The sequence below is a fragment of the Egicoccus sp. AB-alg6-2 genome, from assembly GCF_041821025.1.
Taxonomy (GTDB): Bacteria; Actinomycetota; Nitriliruptoria; order Nitriliruptorales; family Nitriliruptoraceae; genus Egicoccus.
Genome location: NZ_JBGUAY010000001.1, coordinates 162,437 through 179,742 on the forward strand (window position 1 = coordinate 162,437; position 17,306 = coordinate 179,742).

Sequence of the window (17,306 nt, forward strand, 5' to 3'; positions counted from 1 at the left end):
ACCGAATGCATCCCCGCTGCCCCGTGCCCGCGCACGGGGCAGCCGCCGTGCTCGCCCTCTGCTGCTGAACAGGACCGTCCGTGCCAGACGTCGTGGAACTGATCGGCTACCTGGCGTCGGCGCTGATCGTCGTCAGCCTGCTCATGGCCTCGGTGCTGCGGCTGCGCGTGGTGAACCTCGTCGGTTCGCTGGTGTTCACCACCTACGGCGTACTCATCGATTCACCACCGGTCGTGATCGCCAACGCCGCGATCGTGTGCATCAACGTCTACTACCTGACGCGCCTGTTGCGCGATCGCGCCGGGGCGGCCTACTTCGAGGTGGTCGGCGTGGCGCCTCGCGCGGCGTTCCTGCAGCGGTTTTTGGCCTTCCACCACGACGACATCCTCGAGTCCCAGCCCCACTTCGCCGGCGTCGGCGACGACCACCTGGCGTGGCTCGTCCTGCGCGACGCCACGCCGGTGGGTGTCGTGCTCGCACGGCCCGCCGGTGACGTCGGACACCTCGACCTCGACTACGTCACGCCCGAGCACCGGGACTTCACGGCCGGACAGGTGCTGTACGGCGAATCGGGCGCGCTGCGCGAGGCCGGCTTCCGCGAGGTCACCGCGGTCGGCGCGACGGGACTGCACCGCCGCTATCTCGCCCGCATGGGGTTCGTCGAGCACGAGGACCGCTGGGTCCGGCCGGTGTGAGGCGAGTGGACGTGGCCGCGCCCACCACCCGACGCCCTACGCTCTGCCCGCGTATGGAACTCATCCAGGTCGGATCCGCCGGTGTCGAGGTCGAGGACGTGCAGCGACGTCTCGGCGACCTCGGCCTGCCCTGCGACGGCGACAGCGGCGTCTTCGCGTCGCGGACGCTCGCGGCGGTGCGCGCCTTCCAGCAGCAGCGCGGGCTTCCCGCGGACGGCATCGTCGGCCCGGACACCTGGCACGCCCTGGTCGGTGCGTCCTTCCGGCTCGGCGACCGCATGCTCTACGTCACGCGACCCATCCTGCAGGGCGACGACGTCCGGGACCTGCAACGGCGTCTGAACCAACTCGGCTTCGACGCCGGCTACGAGGACGGGTTGTACGGCTCGCAGACCTTCGAGGCGGTGCGCGACTTCCAGCTCAACGTCGGGCTCACCAGCGACGGCATCGCCGGTCCCGACACGATCGACCTGCTGCGCCGGCTGTACCGCCAACACCAGGAGGCGCCGGCGTACGCCGTCCGCGAGCGTGAATGGCTGCGTTCGGCACCGCGCCTCTCGGTCGCCGGGGTGCGGATCATGATCGATCCCGGCCACAGTCCCGAACTCCCGGGGTTCGTGAACCCCGACGGGATCGAGGAACAGCAGGTCACGTGGGAGATCGCCGCGCTGCTCGAGGGCCGCCTGGCCGCCCTGGGGGCGCACGTCATCCTGGCCCGTGGTCCCGCGACCTCACCGACGCCGTCCGAGCGGGCCCAGCACGCCAACGAGGAGGGCGTCGAGGCGATCCTGTCGATCCACTGCAACGGCATGCCCTCGCCGGCGGCGCATGGTGCGGCCGCCTACTACTTCGGGCACGAGGGTGCCGTGTCGGAGCGTGGCCGGCTGCTGGCCCAGCTCGCCCTCGACCACGTCGTCGCCGGGACGGGGACACTCAACTGCCGCACGCACCCGTCGACGACGGCGCTGCTGCGCGAGTCTCGTGCGCCGGCGGTGCTGGTCGAGCCCGGTTTCCTGACCCATCCCGAGGAAGGCCGCGCCCTGGCCGATCCGGCCCACCAGCGCGCCATCGCGGCGGCGCTGGCCGACGGCCTGGTCGGGTTCCTGACCGGCGCGCGCGTGCCTGTCGGCGCCACGGCCTGATCGCTACCGCACCGCGACGGGTGGGCGCAGCAGTCCGGCGCGTGCGTTGATGACGACCGCGCCGAGCGCGACGCAGCCGGCACCCGCGAGCAGCGCCAGCGCGGGCCCCTGGACGTCCACGGCGGCGCCCGAGAGCGCGGCTCCGGCGGCGACCCCGAACACGACCGCGGACTGGGTCCACGACTGCGCCTCGGTCTGCGTCCCGGCCAGGGCCAGGTCGTCGATCAGTTGGAAGGCACAGATCGTGGTGGGGGCGAGGAAGACGCCGCCGAGGAACAGTGCGACCGCGAACGACCTCGTCGAGCCGAGCGCCAGGGGCAGCAACGCCAACCCGCTGGCCAGGACGACCACGAGCACCCGCAACCGCAGCTCGAGCGTCCCCGGCCACGACCTGGCCCCGTAGACGAGCCCGCCGAGCAGGCTGCCGCCCGCGATGGCGGCGAGCAGACCGCCGGCCGTCTCGGGGCTTCCTGCGAGTTCCGCGACGGCGGGCACGACGATGTCGATGACCCCGAACACCACCGCCATGCACCCGAACGCCACCACCATCACCCGGACACCGGGCGAGCGCAGGGCACCGCCGACCCCGACGGCATGGGCACGCGGCGGCAGGGAGCGGACGGTCTCGGTGCCGGCGTACGACAAGCCCCCGAGCATCGCGATGGCGCCCGCGACGACCACCGCCGCGCCGCCACCGACCCGCGTGTCGATGGCGGCGGCCGCCAGCGGGCCCAGCACGAAACCGAGCTCGACCCCGATCGACGACACGGCGAACGCGGCTTCCCGCATCCTGCCGGTCGGGAACAACGTCGAGAGCAGGACCCGTGAGCAGGCGGTGACCGGCGGCAGGAACAGGCCGGTCACCACGGTCACGGCCACCAGCCCCCCGACCGGCGCCCCTCGCCCGACCAGCAGCGCCAGTGCGAGGGTCCCGGCGGCGTAGAGCACCGCATCGGGCACCAGCAGCCGGGTCTGACCGATGCGGTCGGCGAGGCGCCCCTGTACCGGGGCGCCGATGCCCACGCCGATCTGGTGTCCGGAGGTGACGAGGCCGGCGGCCACGAAGCTGTACCCGCTGCCGCGCAGCATCAGCACGATCGCCAGCGCCATCATGCCCGGCGTGAGCCGGGAGACGGTCGCGGCGATCAGCGGCCAGCGGGCCTCGGGATGGGCGAACAGGTCGCGATAGGCGCGCACGCAACACCGGTGGTGGGACAGGGCGACGTCGAGGAGTCGGCGCGCCGGAAGCGGCCGCTCAGCGTACCCCCGTCGGATCGTCGTCCCGGGCCGCCGGATGGGCCGCCGGTGACGGCACGGGGACGGGTGCCCGCACGCGTCGGGGCAGGTGCGCGAGCATCTCCTCGAGCGCGTGTTCGAGCGACTCGGCCCACCGGAGGGTGCGGCGGGCGTCGATGCGCAGCAAGGGGATCCGAGGATGTTCGCCGTGGACCTCGAAGCCTTCGTGGAGCAGCCACGTCGCCGGCAGATAGCAGGCCCGTTCGCGCCAGCGCCGGTCGCCGTAGGCCTCGACGGCCCCGATGTCGAGGCGGATGGCCTCCTTCAGCGCCGCCTGCACCAGCAGGCGTCCCAGACCCAGACCCCGCCACTGCGGCTGCACCCACACCGTCGCCAACAGCAACGAACCCGGCGACACCCTCGGGAGCAGCGCGGGACGGGGCGCGAACGCGTCGGCCGGACCGAACACGGCGTGTGCCACCACCTCGTCGTCGACCTTCACGACCCGCCCCGGGTTGCGCCCCTCCTGGACCAGCGACGACGCCCAGGCCTGTTTTCGCGTCAGCGGCTGGGTCCAGTCCGCCGCGCCGTCGCCCGAGCGGCCGTCGGCGGGACAACGCCCACCCAACTCCCAGAACAGGCATTCGCGGCAGTGCGCCGGCAGCTCCTCGACGACGTCGCCGTGCAGACTGACCAGGCGGCGGGACACCTCGAATCAGCTCCGGTGCGGATGCGACCAGGGATCGCGTGGGACGACCCGCAGTGCCAGGGCCCCGGCGAGCCCACCCACGAGGAGACCGACGACGGCGCGTCGCCAGCCACCGGCGGCCACGTGGCGGGTGGCCGGTGGAGCCAGTTGCACCTCGGTCATGGCCGCTGCCTGTTCGTTCCGCCTGCTCGCTACGCTCGATGCTACCGGCGATGCGGTCACGCACCCCCCGAGCGTGGGTGCACGATCCGAAAGAGGCGTGTGCGGCTCGACACCGACCCCTACCTGGCGCGCTACGCGAGCCGTGTCCAGGGCATGAGCGCGTCGGCGATCCGGGCCCTGTTCGCCCTGACCGCGCGGCCGGAGATCGTCTCGTTCGCCGGCGGCAACCCGGCCGTCGAGGCGCTCGACCTCGAGGCTGCCGAGGCCGTGGCGGCGGCGGTCATCCGCGAGAGCGGTGCGATCGCGCTGCAATACGGCATCGGCCAGGGTCGTCCCGAACTGCGCGAGCAGCTGGTCGCGGTGATGGCGCACGAGAACGTGCCCGGCCACGTCGACGACCTGGTCGTCACCGCCGGAGGCCAGCAGGCCCTTGAACTGATCGCCAAGTGCTTCGTCGATCCCGGCGACATCGTGATCGCCGAGGGCCCGACCTACGTCGGCGGGATCGGGGCGCTCAGCAGCCACCAGGCCGACGTGCGCCACGTGCCGATGGACGCCGAGGGCATGCAGGTCGACGCCCTCGAGGACCTGCTGCGGCAGCTGTCGGCCCAGGGGCGGCGGGCGAAGTTCGTCTACACCATCCCCAACCACCAGAATCCCGCCGGGGTGTCGTTGTCGATCGATCGCCGTCATCGGCTGGCCGAGCTCGCTGAGCAGTACGACCTGCTGGTGCTCGAGGACAACCCCTACGGCCTGCTCGATTTCGCCGGCCGCCTCCAGCCCTCGATCCGCCAGCTGGTCCCCGACCGCGTCGTCTACGTGGGCACCGTCTCCAAGACGTTCGCACCCGGCGTGCGCACCGGCTGGATCGCCGCGCCGCACCCCGTGCGCGACAAGCTGGTGCTGCTGCGCGAGGCCGCCGACCTGTGTCCGGCCACCCTGACGCAGATGGTCGTCGAACGCTGGCTGGCGACCCAGCCATGGCGGGAGCAGGTCAAGCGGTTCCGCGGGGTCTACCAGGACAAGGCCGAGGCGATGCTCGGCGCCCTCGACGAGCACATGCCCGGCGGGGTCACCTGGACCCGTCCATCCGGCGCGTTCTACATCTGGATGACCGTGCCGGCGGGCATCGACACCTCGGACCTGCTCGCGAAGGCGATCAACCACCGGGTCGCCTACGTGCCGGGACGGGGCTTCTACGCCGACGGCTCGGGCGGCGACCAACTGCGGCTGTGCTTCTCGCAGCCCTCCCCCGAACGGATCGTCGAGGGCGTCGAGCGTTTCGGTGCGCTGTTGCACGAGGAGCTCGAACTGGTGCGCGCCGTCTACGGTGCGCATGCCCCCGCAGCCGCGTCGCGCCCCAACGAGGGCCGCGGCGCCGTCGGCTGAACCCGCCAGGAGGTCGCCCGTGCCGTCGAACGTCGCCGTCCTGTCGGGCGGCATCTCGCTCGAACGCGAGGTCAGCCTGCGCTCGGGGAGCCGGGTCGCCGACGCGCTCGCCGACCGCGGCCACGAGGTGACCCGCCTGGACGTCGACGGCGAGCTGGTGCGGGTGCTCGAGCGCGGCGGGTTCGACGCCGCCGTGCTCACGCTCCACGGCTCCGCCGGCGAGGACGGCACGGTCCAGGCGCTGCTCGAACTCGTCGGGCTGCCCTACACCGGTCCCGACGTGCTCGCCAGCTCGCTGGCATGGAACAAGCCGATCGCCCAGGGGCTGTACCGCCGCGCCGGTCTCCAGGTCCCCCGCGGCGTGACCCTGACCCAGCAGGCGTTCCGCGAGATGGGCGCCGTCGCCGTCGTCGATCGGGTCGCCGACGCACTGGGGTTGCCGGTCGTGGTCAAGCCGGCCACCGGTGGCTCCTCGCTCGGCCTCACCATCGTGCACGACGCCGCAGCACTGCCGCAGGCCATCGTCGGGGCGTTCAGCTACGCGGACGCGGTTCTCCTCGAGCAGTTCATCGCGGGAACCGAGGTCGCCGTCGCCGTCCTCGACGGGCGTGCGCTCCCCGCGGTCGAGATCCAGCCCAAGGAGGGCGCCTACGACTTCGCGGCCCGCTACACCGCGGGCGCGACCGAGTTCCACGCACCGGCCCGGCTCGACGACGCAGCCGCGCGTGCCTGCGCCGAGGCCGCGGTCGGTGCCTACGCGGCCATCGGCGCCCGCCACATCTCCCGGGCCGACCTGATCGTCGACGACCGGGGTACGCCGTGGGTGCTCGAGCTCGACACCTGCCCCGGCTTGACCGACACCTCCCTGGTGCCGTTGGCCGCCGAAGCGGACGGGATCGCGTTCGGCGAGCTCTGCGAGACCCTGCTCGGCCTCGCCCTGGCCAGCGGCCGGCACCACACGAGCACGACCGGATGACGACCTCCGAGATCCCGATCGACCCCAAGGCCGTGCCCCCGCCGGATGCCGTCGACGAGCATCTGCGCGAACTCGACTTCGATCCCGAGGCCATCCCCGACCCCGAGGGTCCGGCGCCACGCACGATCGTGTTCGACATCGGCGAGGTGCTGGTGGACGAGACGCGGGTGTGGTCGATCTGGGCCGACCTGCTCGGCGTGTCCCCGCTGACGTTCGGGGCGGTGCTCGGCGCCGCGATCGCACAGGGCGAGGACCACCACGTGGTCTTCCCGCACCTGGCACCCAACATCCAGTGGGAGGAGTTCCTCGACGAGCACGAGCGCCGGTTCGGTGGCCTGCAGGAGCAGGACCTGTACCCCGACGTGCGTCCCTGCCTCGAGGAGTTGCGCGCCCTGGGGTTCGCCGTCGCCCTGGCCGGCAACCAGCCCGCCATGCGCACCGAGCAGTTGCGGCGGCTCGCGCTGCCGACCGAGCTGCTCGCCACGTCCGAGGAACTGGGCGCCGAGAAGCCCGATCCGGCCTTCTTCGCCGCGGTCCTGCGGGCGCTCGACACCGACGACGCGGGTGACGTGCTCTACGTCGGAGACCGCGTCGACAACGACATCGCGCCCGCGACCGAGTTCGGGATGCGCACCTGCTGGCTGCGTCGGGGACCGTGGGGTCACCTGCAGGAGCCGGACGACGACCTCGAGATCGACCTGGTGCTCGAGGGTCTCGGCGAGTTGCCGCTGTTGCTCAACGACTGGCGCGGCTGAGCGCCGGCGGCACCGACGGCACCGACGGCACGGTCGTCATCGAGGTTCGAGGAGTTCACATTGAGTGCTGCCAAACGCGCCGCGGGGCGCGCCGCCGCCGAGGTCGTCGAGGACGGGATGCGCCTCGGCCTCGGCACCGGCTCCACGGTCGCCTTCTTCCTCGACGCGCTCGCCGAGCGGCGCCTCGACGTGGCGGGAGTGCCCACCTCCGAGGCCACGGCGGCCCGCTGCCGGGAGTTGGGCATCCGCCTGCTCGACGTGGCGACGACCACCGAGCTCGACCTCGCCGTCGACGGCGCCGACGAGCTCGACCATGACCTGCACCTGATCAAGGGCGGCGGAGGCGCGTTGCTGCGCGAGAAGGTGGTCGCGTCCCTGGCGTCGCGCTTCGTGGTCATCGCCACCTCGGACAAGCTCGTCGACCGCCTCGGGGATGCCTTTCCCCTGCCCGTGGAAGTGGTGCCGTTCGCCCTGGGACCGGTCCGCCACGGGCTCGAGCGACGTGGCTTCGAGGTGCGGACGCGGGAGGAGGCACCGGGCACGGCGTACACCACCGACAACGGCAACTTCGTCCTCGACGCCCGCCTGCCCGGCGGGATCGAGGACCCGGCCGTCATGGACGTGGAACTGGCGCTGGTGCCGGGTGTGGCCGAGCACGGCCTGTTCGTCGACCTGGCCACCGAGGCACTGCTCGGATCCGACGACGGTGACGTCCTGCGCCTCGAGCTCGGGGCCGGGGATCAGCGCTAGGCGTCACCCGGGGCGCGTTCCGCCGGCTCGGTGTCGACGTCGTCGATGCGGTCGAGCACGGCGTCGAGTTCGGCGTCGCCGCGGGCGGATTGCGCCTTGGTGACGGCGGCCGCCGTGGCGGGCAACCCGCTGCCGTCGCCCTCGAGCCCGCGGGCGATCACCGCGACCACCCGCTCCAGGTCGTCCACCGAGCCGAACTCGATCTGCAACCGGCCACTGCGGGGGCCCATCGAGATCTTCACGCGGGTGCGCAACGCGTCCGAGAGGTCGTCCTGCAGTTCGACCAGCCCCGGGGCCACCACCCGACGGCTCCGACGGCGGGTGTCGCGCGACTCGACGTCCTCGTCGAGGAAGCGCAGGCGGACCAGTTCCTCGGTGGCGCGCACCGACAGGCCCTCGGCGACGACGCGATCGGCCACGCGGGCCATCTCGGTCGGGTCGTCGATCGACAGCAGTGCCTTCGCGTGCCCAGCGCTGAGGACGCCCGCGGCGACGCGACGCTGCACCTGCGCCGGCAGGGTCAGCAGCCGCAACGCGTTGCTGACCGCCGGCCGTGACCTGCCGAGGCGCTCGGCCAGCTCTTCCTGGGTGAACCCGAAGTCTTCGAGCAGCTGCTGATAGGCGGCGGCTTCCTCCAACGGGTTGAGCTGCACCCGGTGGATGTTCTCGACCAGGGCTTCCTTGAGCAGGTCGGCGTCCTCGGTGTGCCGGACCACCGCCGGGACCCGCTCCAGTCCGGCGAGACGGGACGCGCGCAGGCGGCGTTCACCCGCGACGAGTTCGTACCGTCCATCACTTCTTGGTCGCACGACCAACGGCTGCAGCACGCCCATGTCGGCGATCGAGGTCGCCAGGCCAGCGAGCTCGTCCTCGTCGAACACGTCACGCGGCTGACGTGGGTTGGGGACGATGTGGTCGAGCGCGAGCTCGGCCAGAGTCGCGCGGGACTCGGCGTCTCCCTCACCCGGCGGAATGAGGGCCGCCAGCCCGCGGCCGAGACCACCACGTCGTGACATCACACTTCCTCCTGGGCCGTCGAACGCACGGGCGCGGCGCCCCCGAGCAGTCGGTCGAGCGGCGAGTCCTCCACCGGAGCGATCGGCAGTCCCAGTCGCTCCCCGACCTCGCGGGCCAGCCGCTGGTAGGCGCGCGAACCCCTGCTGTGCGGATCGAAGACCGTGATCGGCTGACCGAAGCTCGGCGCCTCGGACAGACGCACCGTGCGCGGGATGACGGTGGCGTAGGCGCGCGTTCCGAAGTAGCCGCGGACCTCCTCGACGACCTGCTGGGACAGGTTGGTGCGCCCGTCGAACATCGTCAGCACCACACCACCGAGCTCGAGGTCCCGGTTGAGGTTGTCCCCCACCAACTGCACCGTCCGCATGAGCTGTCCCAGGCCCTCGAGGGCGTAGTACTCGCACTGGATCGGCACCAGCACCTGGTCGGCGGCCACCAGGGCATTGATGGTCAACAGCCCCAGGGAAGGGGGACAGTCGACGAACACGACGTCGTACGAGGAACGCGCATCTTCGAGCGCTCTGCGCATACGAAGCTCGCGGGAGAAGGCCGGCACGAGCTCGACCTCGGCGCCAGCGAGATCGAGCGAGGAGGGGAGCACCGCCAGCCCGGGCACGTCGGTGGCCTGGACGGCGTCGCGGACCGCCATTCCGTCGACGAGCACCTGGTACGTGCTGGGCTCGCCCTCGGCCACGCGCAGCCCGAACCCCGTCGTGGCGTTGCCCTGGGGGTCGAGATCGACCACGAGGACCGACGCACCGAGTTGCGCGAGGGCGGCGGCCAGGGACACCGTGGTCGTCGTCTTGCCGACGCCGCCCTTTTGATTGGCGACACAGATCACCGTCGCCCGCCCGGCCTGCTCGCCGGGTTCCGGCGCGCGGGGTGTGGTGACCGCGTCGACGAGGTCGCGCGGGGGCGGTGGAAGGACACGCCCCGGTGGGGGTGTCGCCGTCGACGGCGTCTCCGATGCACGCTGCTGCACGGGGCTTCTTCCCAACTTCCAGGCCACCGACGTCACCTCTGGTCTACGAGCGCACGAGCGTAACAACGCGGGGCGACGGGCCGATCCCGGCGCCGTCGTTCTCCGCGGGGGTGGCGAGCACCCGGCCACCCAGGCGTCGCAGAACGGGTTCCGCCTCGCGGAGTTCCTGGGCCCAGCGCTCGCCCTTGATGGCGTGCAGTTGCCCACCAGCGCGCAGAAACGGGAACGCCCACGGAACGAGGCGCTCCAGCGGTGCGACCGCACGCGCGGTCACGAGGTCGAAGGTGGCTCGCAGGGCCCCCCCGCCGAGGTCCTCGGCACGCCCGTGGTGCACCTCGACGTCGAGCTCGAGCTCGGCGACGACGCCACGGAGGAACTCGACCTTCTTCGTGGTGCTGTCGAGCAGCGCAACGCGAAGATCCTGGCGAACGATCGCCACGACCACGCCCGGAAATCCGCCCCCTGACCCGAGATCCAGGACACGTGCCGGACCCGAGGGAAGGCCCCGCGCGAATGCCATCGACTCGGCCAGATGTCGCGCGCGCAGTTCCTGACGCGCCTGACGCGACACGAGGTTGTGCGGTGACGCCTCGACGGCAGCCACGAAGGCCTCGAGCGCGGTTGCCTGCATGGCTGGGGTGGAATCGACCATGTGCGGAACCCTACCCAAGCGCGTGACCACCGTCGTTCCCGGTGGAACGGCGATGGCGTGTGGTTCCACGTGGAACATCGCGGTAATGAAGATCCTCTGTACCCGCACCGAGAGACCTCGTTCCACGTGGAACATGGCCTCCACGCGGGGTGAGCCCAGCCTCTACCGGGCGCACGTGGCGGTGGGGGCGCGGTGGAGAGTGGCTCGATGGGGCATCCGGGGCGGGAAAAATGGTCCCCTGCAGGGCCGATCGCGAGCCGGAGCAGAAAGCCGGGCGGGACTCGGCGAGAGCACACAGCGACAGACCGTCGCAACCCTCGGACCTTGTACCGCCGACTCTGCGTTGATTTGTCGATAAATCGATGCGGGATCCGCCTCGTACATCTACCGCACGACCCCCTCCCCTGGCTCAGCTGCGTCCGAACCGCCTTTCCGGCCCACGCTTCGGGGTGCCCGGGCCTTCGGCGAGGCCGCATCGCCCCGTTGGCGCCATCCTGTTGCATTTGCGCTGGTCAGCAGGCGAAGAGCGACCTCACGTTCCACGTGGAACGACGACCCGGGCTGCGCCCGGGTCGTCGTGTCGCTCGCCATCGGCCTACTCGTCCAGTTCGATGATCACCCGGCGGGCCGGCTCGCGGCCCTGGGAGCGGCTGGCGACGCCCTCGCGTTCCGCCACCAGGTGGTGGACGGCCTTGCGCTCGAAAACATCCATCGGCTCGAGTCGCACCGGCTCCCCCGTGTCGAGCACCTCGTCGATCGCCTCCTCGGCCTTCTCGATGAGCTTCTCCAGCCGGCGGGAGCGGTAGCCCTCGGCGTCGATCTTGACGCGGGAGCGACGCTGGAACTCGCGCTGCAGGGCGCAGCGCACCAACTCCTGGATGGCCTCGAGGGTCTGACCCCGACGTCCGATCAGGGCCCCACTCCCGATCTCGACGACCTCGACCTCGGCGTGGTCGCCATGGACGCGGATGCGGAGGTCGCCGGGCAGCTCGAGGGCGTCGAGCAGCCCCTCGAGGAAGTCCGCCGCGGCGTCGGCCTCCTCGTCGAGTTGCTCGGGGGTGAGCAACTCCGGCTCGTCACCCGACCCGTCCTCGACGTCACCACGGTCGTCGCGGCTGTCGACGTGACGCGGCGCATCGATGCGCAGGTCGAGTCGCACCTGGCCCCGGACATCGTCGACGCCAGGCGCGTCGACCCGCAGCACGACCTTGTCCTCAGGACAGTCGAGCAGCTCCGCGACGGCGCCGGTCAGCGCCAGTTCGAGGGTTTCGGCCTGGAAATCGATACGGCGGCTCATTCGACACACTCCAATCAGCGTTCGCGCTGGTCACCGCGACGTGGCAGGTGATCGCGCTTCTTCGGCGGACGCGGGTCCTTGTCGCTCGAGGCCGCTGCATCTGCGCCCGAACCGTCGGAGCGCGATGATCCGGGCCGATTCGACGTCTCGTGGTCAGGGCGGGCGTCGCCCGACGGCTTGCCGTTGCTCGACGGCGAGGGCCCGCCCTTCGGCGCGGATCGGCCCTTGGCCGTCGATCCGCCCTTCGGGGAAGACCCACCCTTCGGGGACGACCCGCCCTTGGGCGACGACGTACCGCCCTTGGGCTTGGAGGCCTTGGGCGACCGCTTCGCCGCCTCGCCACCCGGGTGGTCGCCCAGCGTGCCGGTCTCGGCCTCGTGCTTGACCTCACGCAGGATGATCGCCTGCTGTGCCACCTGCCAGAAGTTGGTCGTGACCCAGTACAGCAGGATCCCGAGCGGGAAGTTGAAGGAGATGAAGGCCAGGAACAGCGGCATGATGTAGAGCAGCAGCTTCTGCTGCTGGGCCATCGGGTTGTCGGCCATCTGGGCCGCATTGCGGGCCATCATCTGCTTCTGCGACCAGAACATCGTGCCCGACATCAGCACGATCAACAGCCAGCCGGGCCAGCCCGCGTCCCGGACGATCATCTCCAGGCCGCCCTCACCGACGGTCGTGAAGAAGTAGAACTCGGCCCCCCGCAGCGTGCCGCCGACCTCGCCGGCATGGCGAAGGGTCCAGAACAGCGCCAGGAAGATCGGCGCCTGCAGCAGCAACGGCAGACAGCTCGCGGCGGGGTTGACGCCCTCGCGCTGGTAGAGCGCCATCTGCTCCTCGTTGAGCTTCTGGCGCTTCGCCTTGTACTGCTCAGGGTCCTTCCGCATCAGCTCGCGGTCGACCTTGTACTTCTTCTGGATCTCCTTGAGCTGTGGCGCAAGCGCCTGCATCGCCCGCATGCTCCGCGTCTGCTTGATGGCCAGCGGCAGCAGGAACACGCGAACGAGGACCGTGAGCGCGATGATGGCCCAACCCCACGCGTGGATGCCGAAGACCGGTTCCACGAGATCGTGGAGCAGAGTCAGCAGCGCGTCGAGCGCCCCGATGGTGCCATCGCGGACGGTTTGCCAGAGCGAGCCCACAGCCTTCTACTTCCTCGCGGGTACGGGGTCGATCCCGCCCACGTTCCAGGGATGACAACGACCCAGGCGCCGAACGGCCAGCCAGCCACCTCGCAGGGCGCCGTGACGACCGATCGCCTGCACCGCGTAGGTCGAGCACGAGGGGGAGAATCGGCAGCGCGGCTGCCGGAAGGCGGCCGTCGCCCGCCACAGGCCCACCACGGCCAGCAGCACCACGGCCAGCGGCGAACGCCGCCCAGAACCCGTCGGTGCCGACGCGGCGGTCATGCCGACGCGTCCAGGGCGTCGAGGTTGCGCGCGAGCTGTTCGAGTTCCGCGCGCACGTCGGCGAGCCTGCTGACCGCGCACGTCGAACGTGCGACGAGGACGACATCCACGCCCGGCCGCCAGACGAGGTGGCGCGACGCCTCGCGCAACAGCCGCTTGGCCCGGTTGCGCGCAACGGCCGTGCCCACGCGTCGTGAGGCCACGACCGCGATACGCGGGGGGCCGGAGGAGCGCTCGGTACGGACGTGGACCACGGCGAGGCGGCCGGCACGCTGGCGCCGGCCGCGGAGGACCGCTGCGATGTCTCGTCCCTCGCGCAGCCGGTCGACTGCGAGCGGGACCACGACGATCAGGCGCTCAGCGACGCGCGACCACGACGCCGACGGTTCTTGACGATCGCACGTCCGGCGCGCGTGGACATGCGCGCTCGGAAGCCATGCTTCTTCGAGCGTCGGCGGTTGTTGGGCTGAAAGGTGCGCTTCACGGACCGGCCCCCCTGGGGTGCGGTGATGGGTGCACGCGGGGACTCGGGTCCGGTCCGAAAAGAGGAGAGAATGGACCGCGAGCCGCATCGGTGCAGGCAGGACGTCGGAGCAGCGTACCGGGCCGCCCGGGACACGGGCAACCGTCGGGCCGACGCCCGCGCCCCGGCACCCCGCGATCTGGTGCGCCAGCCGCGTGGGGGCCGGGTCCGGTGGGCCACGCGACGGCGCCGAACGACCACGTCGTGCGCGCGCGTGGCGTGCGTCGTGAACTCGTGTGGATAACTCCTTGCGGGGGTTCGGTCCATCGGTGTACGGTCCCGAGCCGTTCGCCTTGTCGAGGCGACGACCACGTGGGGATCTCTCGCGCCGGCCGTCGTCGAAGCCGAGACGAACCTTCCCCCCGCGGCTGCTTCACGTCGACCGGCGAGCTGCGCTTTCCACACCTGTGGACGCTGTTGTGGACAGCGTCCTGCGGGGGGTGTAGCGCCGCTGACGGAGACGGGTGGTCGCTCTCGGATCGCCGATCCCGGCGGTCTGCCACCCGATCGGCAGGAGCAGGCGTGTCACGACCCTCGACGCTCGACCTCGAGACGCTCTGGGGGCAGAGTCTCGACGCCGTGATGGGGACGGTCTCCTCGCCCGCGCAGCGGCAGTGGCTCGCCGCGACGCAACCGGTCGGGTTCAGCGACGACACCGTCGTGCTCGCCAGCCCGCATTCGTTCGCGCGCGAGTGGCTCGACACCCGCTGCGGCGACCGGATCCGTCAGGCGTTGTCGGCTGCCGCCGGGCGCCCGCTCCACGTCGTGATCACCGTGCAGCCGCGGCCCGAACCGATCGACCACCTCGGGACCGGCGACGGAGATCGCTCGCCGACCGGCGCCTCGGAGCAGACGCCCCCGGCGGCCTCCGAGCAGTTCGACGGGCCGGCCTATGCGTCGGTGACCACCGTCGACGACCCCAGGCCCTCGCTCGATCCGATGCGTGAGCGGCCCCAGGCCGAGCCGCCGGCGCCGACCGCCGGCGACGAGCAGCGCCCCCTGCAGGCGCCCGGCCGCCCCGCTGGACCGATCGTCTCGGTCCCCGAGCGCGCCCCCCGCGCCGACGACGTCGAGCCCGAGACCCAGCTCAACCCCAAGTACTCGTTCGACGACTTCGTCATCGGCTCGTCCAACCGGTTCGCCCACGCCGCGGCGAACGCGGTGGCCGAGGCTCCGGCCAAGTCGTACAACCCGCTGTTCATCTACGGGGGGGCGGGCCTCGGCAAGACCCACCTGCTGCACGCGATCGGCCACTACGTCCGCAACCTGTACCCGCGGTTGCGCGTGCGCTACATCACCACCGAACAGTTCACCAACGAGTTCATCAACGCCATCCGCGACGACCGGATCACGACCTTCCAGCGGACCTACCGGCAGGCGGACGTCCTGCTCATCGACGACATCCAGTTCCTCGAGCAGAAGGAACGGACCCAGGAAGAGTTCTTCCACACCTTCAACGCGTTGCACAACGCCGAGAAGCAGATCGTCATCTCCAGCGACCGGCCACCGAAGCAGATCCCCCACCTCGAGGACCGGCTGCGCAGCCGGTTCGAGTGGGGACTCATGACCGACGTGCAGCCGCCGGATCTCGAGACCCGCATCGCGATCCTGCGCAAGAAGGCGGAGTCGGACCGTCTCGGTGTGCCGCCCGAGGTGCTCGAGCTGATCGCCTCCAAGGTCGAGTCCAACATCCGCGAGCTCGAGGGCGCCCTGATCCGGGTCAGCGCCTTCGCCAGCCTGCAGCGCTCCTCGGCGGACTCGGCCATGGCCGAGATGGTCCTCAAGGACCTGTTCCCCGACGACCGTGAGCAGGAGGTCTCGGTCCAACTGATCATGGACGAGGTCGCGGACTACTTCACGCTCACCGTCGAGGACCTGTGCTCGCCCTCCCGGAGCCGCCAGCTCGTCACCGCGCGACAGATCGCGATGTACCTCACCCGTGAGCTCACCGATCTGTCGCTGCCACGGATCGGCAAGGCGTTCGGGGGGCGCGACCACACCACGGTCATGCACGCGAAGTCCAAGATCGCCGGGCTCATGAAGGAGCGTCGCGCGATCTACGACCAGGTGCAGGAGCTCACCAACCGCATCAAGACGCGGGCACGGCGTCCGTGAGCCATCCACAGTTTCCACAGGTAGCTGTGGACATCCCGTGGACGACCCTCGGGACGGTATGTGGGCGGGTCGTGGACGCGACGCCCATCGCGGTGGACGAGCTGGGGACGCGGTCGGTCGCCTCCTGGTGGACGAGTCGTGGACACGTGGTGGACAATGACGTGCGTCGGTGGAAGCACCACGATGTGATTCGCCCGCCTGGGGACGGACGTCGTCGTCGTCCCCAGTCCGGCCACAGCCAGCAAACCTGCTCTGACCAGCACCGACGACCCCCCATCCACACGATCCACACCCCCTATTACGAAGACGGATCTGAGATGTTCTCTTCCGTCTTTCATAAGCGGTGTGCACAACTGCACTCGAGAGAGGAAGCCGCGTGAAGCTGCGTGCCGAGCGAGCCGAGTTCGCCGAAGCCGTTTCGTGGGCGACACGTACGGTGGGGGCCCGGGTGACCTTGCCCGCGCTGTCGGGCGTGCTGCTCGAGGCCGCCGACGGACGGTTGACCTGTCGTGCCACCGATCTCGAGGTCGCCGCGGAGATCTCCATCCCGGTGCAGATCGACCAGCCCGGCCGCGTCCTGCTCCCGGGCCGGCTGCTGGCGCAACTGGTCGCCCGCTTCCCCGACGCGCCGGTGCAGGTGACCGGCGAACCCGACCGGGTCGAGATCACCTGCGGCCGGGCCACCTTCCACGTCCGCGGCATGCAGGCCGACGACTTCCCGGTGCTGGCCCAGCCGGCCGAGGACGCCCCGCAGGGCATCGTCAAGGCGGACGCCTTCGCCCGCCTGGTGTCCCAGGTCGCTCGGGCCGCCTCCTCCGACGAGGGTCGGCCCGTCCTGACCGGCGTCCACCTCGAGGCAGCCGGCGAGACCCTCACCGCGGCCGCCACCGACAGCTACCGGCTCGCGGTGCGTTCGCTGACCTGGGACCAGGCGGTCGAGGGCACGGCGCTGGTCCCGGCACGCTCGCTCCAGGAGGCGGCGAAGGCCGCCAGCGAGGTCGGCGGCGCCGTCACCGTGGTGCTCGAGGCCGGCCAGGTGTCGTTCCTGTTCGGCGATCGGCGCCTGACCACGAAGTTGATCGAGGGCACCTTCCCGAACTACCGGGCACTGCTTCCCGACGCGCACGAGACCGCGGTCGTGGTGGAACGCGCCGCGCTGGTCGAGGCGCTGCAGCGGGTCTCGATCGTGGCCATGGGTCAGGCGAACACCCCGGTGAGCCTGACGTTCGGCGACGGCAGCGTGGACCTGCAGGCCAGCAACCAGGAGATGGGCGACGCCGCCGAGGCGCTGCCGGCCGAGATCGACGGCGACGGCCTGACCATCGCCTTCAACCCCGGTTTCCTGCTGTCGGGCCTCGAGGCGACCGGCACCGAACGCATCCGCGTCGAACTCCGTGACGGCCTCAAACCCGCCGTGCTGCGGCCCCATGCCGACGACGGTCAGGTCGACGACCTGACCTACCTGCTCATGCCGATGCGGGTCAGCTGAGCGCTCCCTCC

19 protein-coding genes are annotated in these 17,306 nt (G+C 71.1%); 8 read left to right on the forward strand and 11 right to left on the reverse strand.

The features are described 5' to 3' along the window. The first annotated feature begins 80 nt into the window (after positions 1 to 80). Both ACERMF_RS00810 and ACERMF_RS00815 read left to right on the forward strand, forming a co-directional pair. Positions 81 to 695: a YgjV family protein gene (locus ACERMF_RS00810; RefSeq protein WP_373667113.1), complete on the forward strand. Its 615-nt coding sequence runs from the start codon at positions 81 to 83 to the stop codon at positions 693 to 695. Between the two features lie 53 nt (positions 696 to 748). Then, on the forward strand, positions 749 to 1,837 hold the full coding sequence (locus ACERMF_RS00815; protein WP_373667114.1) for an N-acetylmuramoyl-L-alanine amidase: 1,089 nt from the start codon (positions 749 to 751) through the stop codon (positions 1,835 to 1,837). A gap of 3 nt (positions 1,838 to 1,840) precedes the next feature. On the opposite strand, the gene ACERMF_RS00820 is transcribed toward ACERMF_RS00815, so the two are convergent. From ACERMF_RS00820 to ACERMF_RS00830, 3 genes are read right to left on the reverse strand one after another with little or no spacing between them, the layout of a single operon-like run. Beyond that, positions 1,841 to 3,034, reverse strand: a complete 1,194-nt coding sequence (locus ACERMF_RS00820) for an MFS transporter (RefSeq protein ID WP_373667115.1) — start codon at positions 3,032 to 3,034, stop codon at positions 1,841 to 1,843. A gap of 58 nt (positions 3,035 to 3,092) precedes the next feature. After that, positions 3,093 to 3,782, reverse strand: a complete 690-nt coding sequence (locus tag ACERMF_RS00825; RefSeq protein WP_373667116.1) for a GNAT family N-acetyltransferase — start codon at positions 3,780 to 3,782, stop codon at positions 3,093 to 3,095. Positions 3,783 to 3,788: 6 nt separating this feature from the next. Beyond that, on the reverse strand, positions 3,789 to 3,944 hold the full coding sequence (locus tag ACERMF_RS00830) for a hypothetical protein (protein WP_373667117.1): 156 nt from the start codon (positions 3,942 to 3,944) through the stop codon (positions 3,789 to 3,791). A 99-nt stretch (positions 3,945 to 4,043) separates the two neighbouring features. Between ACERMF_RS00830 and ACERMF_RS00835 the strand changes: the two genes are divergently transcribed. Genes ACERMF_RS00835 through rpiA form a run of 4 tightly spaced genes read left to right on the forward strand, consistent with a single transcriptional unit; the run spans position 4,044 to position 7,814 of the window. Beyond that, entirely contained in the window at positions 4,044 to 5,333 is a 1,290-nt protein-coding gene (locus ACERMF_RS00835) for a PLP-dependent aminotransferase family protein (protein WP_373667118.1), read from the forward strand. Positions 5,334 to 5,352: 19 nt separating this feature from the next. Further along, positions 5,353 to 6,309 (forward strand): D-alanine--D-alanine ligase, encoded by a 957-nt coding sequence (locus ACERMF_RS00840; protein ID WP_373667119.1) that lies wholly within the window; start codon positions 5,353 to 5,355, stop codon positions 6,307 to 6,309. Then, complete coding sequence (locus tag ACERMF_RS00845; RefSeq protein WP_373667120.1) at positions 6,306 to 7,064, forward strand: HAD family hydrolase; 759 nt, start codon at positions 6,306 to 6,308, stop codon at positions 7,062 to 7,064. Before ACERMF_RS00840 ends, ACERMF_RS00845 begins: the two co-directional genes overlap by 4 nt. A gap of 60 nt (positions 7,065 to 7,124) precedes the next feature. Further along, complete coding sequence (gene rpiA, locus ACERMF_RS00850) at positions 7,125 to 7,814, forward strand: ribose-5-phosphate isomerase RpiA (protein ID WP_373667121.1); 690 nt, start codon at positions 7,125 to 7,127, stop codon at positions 7,812 to 7,814. Here rpiA and ACERMF_RS00855 read toward each other — a convergent pair. From ACERMF_RS00855 to rpmH, 8 genes are all read right to left on the reverse strand, one after another. After that, positions 7,811 to 8,830, reverse strand: a complete 1,020-nt coding sequence (locus ACERMF_RS00855) for a ParB/RepB/Spo0J family partition protein (protein WP_373667122.1) — start codon at positions 8,828 to 8,830, stop codon at positions 7,811 to 7,813. The genes rpiA and ACERMF_RS00855 overlap by 4 nt on opposite strands. Beyond that, positions 8,830 to 9,672 carry a ParA family protein gene (locus ACERMF_RS00860; RefSeq protein WP_373667443.1) on the reverse strand — a complete coding sequence of 281 codons (843 nt, stop codon included), beginning with the start codon at positions 9,670 to 9,672 and terminating at the stop codon, positions 8,830 to 8,832. Before ACERMF_RS00860 ends, ACERMF_RS00855 begins: the two co-directional genes overlap by 1 nt. A 184-nt stretch (positions 9,673 to 9,856) precedes the next feature. Then, positions 9,857 to 10,465: a 16S rRNA (guanine(527)-N(7))-methyltransferase RsmG gene (rsmG, locus tag ACERMF_RS00865; RefSeq protein ID WP_373667123.1), complete on the reverse strand. Its 609-nt coding sequence runs from the start codon at positions 10,463 to 10,465 to the stop codon at positions 9,857 to 9,859. A gap of 595 nt (positions 10,466 to 11,060) precedes the next feature. Then, a complete protein-coding gene (locus ACERMF_RS00870) occupies positions 11,061 to 11,762 on the reverse strand; it encodes a protein jag (protein ID WP_373667124.1) in 702 nt (233 codons plus the stop codon). Positions 11,763 to 11,776: 14 nt separating this feature from the next. After that, positions 11,777 to 12,901, reverse strand: a complete 1,125-nt coding sequence (locus ACERMF_RS00875; RefSeq protein ID WP_373667125.1) for a YidC/Oxa1 family membrane protein insertase — start codon at positions 12,899 to 12,901, stop codon at positions 11,777 to 11,779. 6 nt (positions 12,902 to 12,907) lie between these two features. After that, positions 12,908 to 13,168 carry a membrane protein insertion efficiency factor YidD gene (gene yidD / locus ACERMF_RS00880; protein ID WP_373667126.1) on the reverse strand — a complete coding sequence of 87 codons (261 nt, stop codon included), beginning with the start codon at positions 13,166 to 13,168 and terminating at the stop codon, positions 12,908 to 12,910. Continuing rightward, positions 13,165 to 13,512: a ribonuclease P protein component gene (gene rnpA / locus ACERMF_RS00885; RefSeq protein ID WP_373667127.1), complete on the reverse strand. Its 348-nt coding sequence runs from the start codon at positions 13,510 to 13,512 to the stop codon at positions 13,165 to 13,167. Before rnpA ends, yidD begins: the two co-directional genes overlap by 4 nt. Before the next feature lie 5 nt (positions 13,513 to 13,517). Beyond that, positions 13,518 to 13,652 (reverse strand): 50S ribosomal protein L34, encoded by a 135-nt coding sequence (gene rpmH, locus ACERMF_RS00890; protein WP_130648299.1) that lies wholly within the window; start codon positions 13,650 to 13,652, stop codon positions 13,518 to 13,520. A 561-nt stretch (positions 13,653 to 14,213) separates the two neighbouring features. Between rpmH and dnaA the strand changes: the two genes are divergently transcribed. Next, entirely contained in the window at positions 14,214 to 15,806 is a 1,593-nt protein-coding gene (gene dnaA / locus ACERMF_RS00895) for a chromosomal replication initiator protein DnaA (protein WP_373667128.1), read from the forward strand. A 376-nt stretch (positions 15,807 to 16,182) separates the two neighbouring features. Further along, positions 16,183 to 17,295 (forward strand): DNA polymerase III subunit beta, encoded by a 1,113-nt coding sequence (gene dnaN, locus ACERMF_RS00900; RefSeq protein WP_373667129.1) that lies wholly within the window; start codon positions 16,183 to 16,185, stop codon positions 17,293 to 17,295. Positions 17,296 to 17,306: the final 11 nt, after the last annotated feature.